The 2,869-nt window shown below is 57.0% G+C and carries 2 protein-coding genes and 1 pseudogene; 2 read left to right on the top strand and 1 reads right to left on the bottom strand.

Annotated features, from left to right (window positions below; all coding sequences use genetic code 11):
* Positions 1-104: 104 nt before the first annotated feature.
* Positions 105-1,421, top strand: coding sequence for a DUF6541 family protein (locus tag VAE48_RS01125; protein WP_322791467.1), 1,317 nt, complete (start codon positions 105-107; stop codon positions 1,419-1,421).
* Here the strand turns inward: VAE48_RS01125 and VAE48_RS01120 are convergent.
* Positions 1,418-2,488, bottom strand: a complete 1,071-nt coding sequence (locus VAE48_RS01120) for an NAD-binding protein (protein WP_322791466.1) — start codon at positions 2,486-2,488, stop codon at positions 1,418-1,420. The two genes, VAE48_RS01125 and VAE48_RS01120, sit on opposite strands and share 4 nt — an antisense overlap.
* A 120-nt stretch (positions 2,489-2,608) precedes the next feature.
* Here VAE48_RS01120 and VAE48_RS01115 point away from each other — a divergent pair.
* Positions 2,609-2,869: pseudogene (locus VAE48_RS01115) on the top strand (hypothetical protein); the annotation flags it as partial.

The following is a 2,869-nucleotide window of genomic DNA, read 5'->3' as shown; positions in this document are numbered from 1 at the left end:
CCAGCCTTGCACCGCAGGTCAACGCAGACCTTGCCTACCATTTTGGCTTCCATCTCGTTACGGCGTGGTTTGTCTAGCTGAGCGGCTGGGATGCGCCTGCCGGTGTGCTGGTGTTCGGGCAGGCGCTCAATGGGCTGATTGCGCTCTCGGTTTACCGGCTGGCGAAGGGCTGGTGGGGGGATTGGAAGCGGGCCGCTCTTGCCGCGCTGCTGGTGGCGTTTGCCTTTCAAATGCCGGCCTATTATGTCACCTGGGGGCGCTACACGCTTTCCGCCGGTCTGGTACTGCTGCCGCTGGCCATGCTGGCGGTTGAACGGGTTGCCCGCCCGTCTTCGCGAAATGCCGAGCGGATACATGTGGTGCTGCTCACTGCCGGGGTTGCCCTGACTCACCTGACTGCTCTGCTGCTGCTGGCTTTTTGGGTGGCGCTGGTGCTGGCTGAAGGGCTGCTCCGCCGCTGGCGGGGCAGGCCGACTTCTGCGGATGCCCCAGACCGGCGCAGCGCGTTGACCGCCGCCCTGAGCGCCGCCGGGGGTGTGCTGCTGGCTGCGCCGTGGTTGTGGCGCATCTGGAGGCAATTTGGAGCGAGCGCCAGCGTTTGGCTGGTTTCGCCGCTGGATGGCGGGCAGGCAGAATACTGGAACTATATCCTCTATCTCTTAGGACCGCGCTACAGTCACATTTTGTTCGCCGCTGCCGGGCTGGGGTTGGTGTGGACGCTGATTCAGGGCGGGGCGCGGCGGCTGGCAGCCTGGGGGTTGGTGATTGCCCTGCTGATGCTGCCCTGGGGGCTGCGCCTGAACCCAATCCGCCCGGATCACATGGCGATTGTGCTCTTTTTGCCGGCGGCCCTGCTGCTGGCGAACGGGCTGGTTGGGTTGGGGGAGCATGTTGAGCGTGTTCCATGGCGTTTTGTGCGGCTGGCCGGGCAGGGGGTGCTCCTTGCGGCGGCCCTGAGCATGATCGGATGGGGCGGGTGGCAGAGCCGCTCGGTCATCAATCCTGAAACCGTTTTTGTTAGCCGCGCAGATCTGCAGGCTTTCGACTGGATCCGCCAGAATACGCCCCCAGATGCGCGTTTTTTAATCAATACCACCCAGTGGATGACGGGTGTCTTTCGCGGGGTGGATGGCGGTTACTGGCTGCCGCTGATCACCGGACGGCAAACCCTTCTGCCACCGGCGTTATATACCCTGGGGAAAGCCGGGGAAGTTCAGCGCATCAACGATTGGGCTGAGCGCGCCAGCCGCCTTTCTGCCTGTGATGAGGCGTTCCGGTCGTTGGTGCAGGAAAGCGGGGCGGCGTATGTCTATCTCCGCGAAGGGCGCGGCAGTTTACAGCCCAACGCTTTGTTGAACTGTGCGGATGTCGTGTTGATTTACCGGCGGGGCGGCGTGTTCATTTTTGAAATTAAGCCTTAGTTATCGCGAAGCAAAATGTTCAATTGAGATAGACCGCCTAAAATAACCAGCGTTTCGCCGGCCTGAATGCGCCTTTCGGCCGAAGGGTGCATATCCTGCTGAAGGCTGTCTTTTATCATCACGACACTGACATCATAATTTTTTTCAACCTCTCCAACGGATATACCGGCAAGGTGTGAGCCGGATTTGACTTGCAGGCGCGCGAGGCTGAGCGATTGCCCTTCAATATTAATGGGATTGGTGATGTCGGTACCGGCCGCTGCTGCGGCAAACGCCGGCGCAGCCATGGCGGTAGCGCTCATCGCAATGAAGCCGAATTGCGCCTGCAGCGCGTCAGCGAAATCGTCGTCAAAAATACGGATAATCACTTTAACATCAGGATTCAGGCTGCGGGCTTTGAGGGCTATTTTCAGGTTCAAGGCATCATTTTGCGAACAAAGTACAATGGCGCGGGCTTTGGCAATGCCAGCGGCCTCCAGTGCTGTTGGACGCGAAGCATCATCCTGAATGACCGGAATGCCCATTTTTTGGGTCGTGTTGACCAGATCGGCGGCGGGGTCAAGTTCAATGACGACCACGGCTTCATCCAGAAAATGCAGTTTCTCGACCACCCGATAACCCAAATGTCCCAATCCAACCAGAATGATATGATTGGAAAAAGTTGAAGCAATTGCCATTTCCCACTCCTTACTGCGCGCGCGGCGGTTAAAAAGCATGATGCCAAAATCTGCCAGCCCCTGTGCCAGCGTCAACAAGCCGATTACTGGCATGAAGAAATAAAATACTTGTAAGATGGGATGATGAGGAAATTCTCCGGCTGGCTGCAGGAATGCAATGGTCAGCATCAGATACACTGCAGCAACGAAACCATCCACCGGTTCGCCAAAGCGCATTGCCAGCTGCTGATAAAGTGCACCTGCCCCTAACAAAGCAGCGGCAAAAACCAGCAGGGGCAGACGAAATTGACGCAACAACACCAGTGTATCTCGCCAGGAAGCCTGCCAGCGACGAAAAAGGGATTGATTAAAATGGCGGCGGGTCGCTTTCATGACCATTCCATCTTGCATTAAGTGACTCCACGACCTTCAGGGAGGGGATTAATCCTCCTCTGGTAGGAAGTATATCCGATTCTTTCGATTTAAAATTTTGTACAGGGTGAGGATTCTGGCTATTGGGAGGGATCTTGTATGAATACACAAAACTGGGAAGAACTGGTCAAAGAGCATTTGGAATTCCTGTGTGTGAAAACAGGCGGACGGAGTGTAGGCAGCCGGGGCAATCGCCAGGCGGCGGAATATATTCAAAGCGTCTTTTCGGCCAGCGGCTGGCAGGTACATTCTCCGCAGTTTGACTGCCTGGACTGGAAGGAGGAGGGTTGTCATCTGCGCACAGGTGGAAGGGTATATGAAGCAAAAGTCAGTCCTTACAGCCGGGGCGGTAAGTGGAAT

Source organism: Bellilinea sp., assembly GCF_034432615.1.
GTDB lineage: Bacteria > Chloroflexota > Anaerolineae > Anaerolineales > Anaerolineaceae > Bellilinea.
The sequence above is the reverse complement of the archived record's forward strand: the minus strand, read 5'-3'. Positions and strand labels throughout refer to the sequence as shown.

What these genes read in the sequence shown, in the direction of transcription:
- VAE48_RS01120 (WP_322791466.1), bottom strand. Translation starts at nt 2,488, where the DNA reads ATGCAAGATGGAATGGTCATGAAAGCGACCCGCCGCCATTTTAATCAA.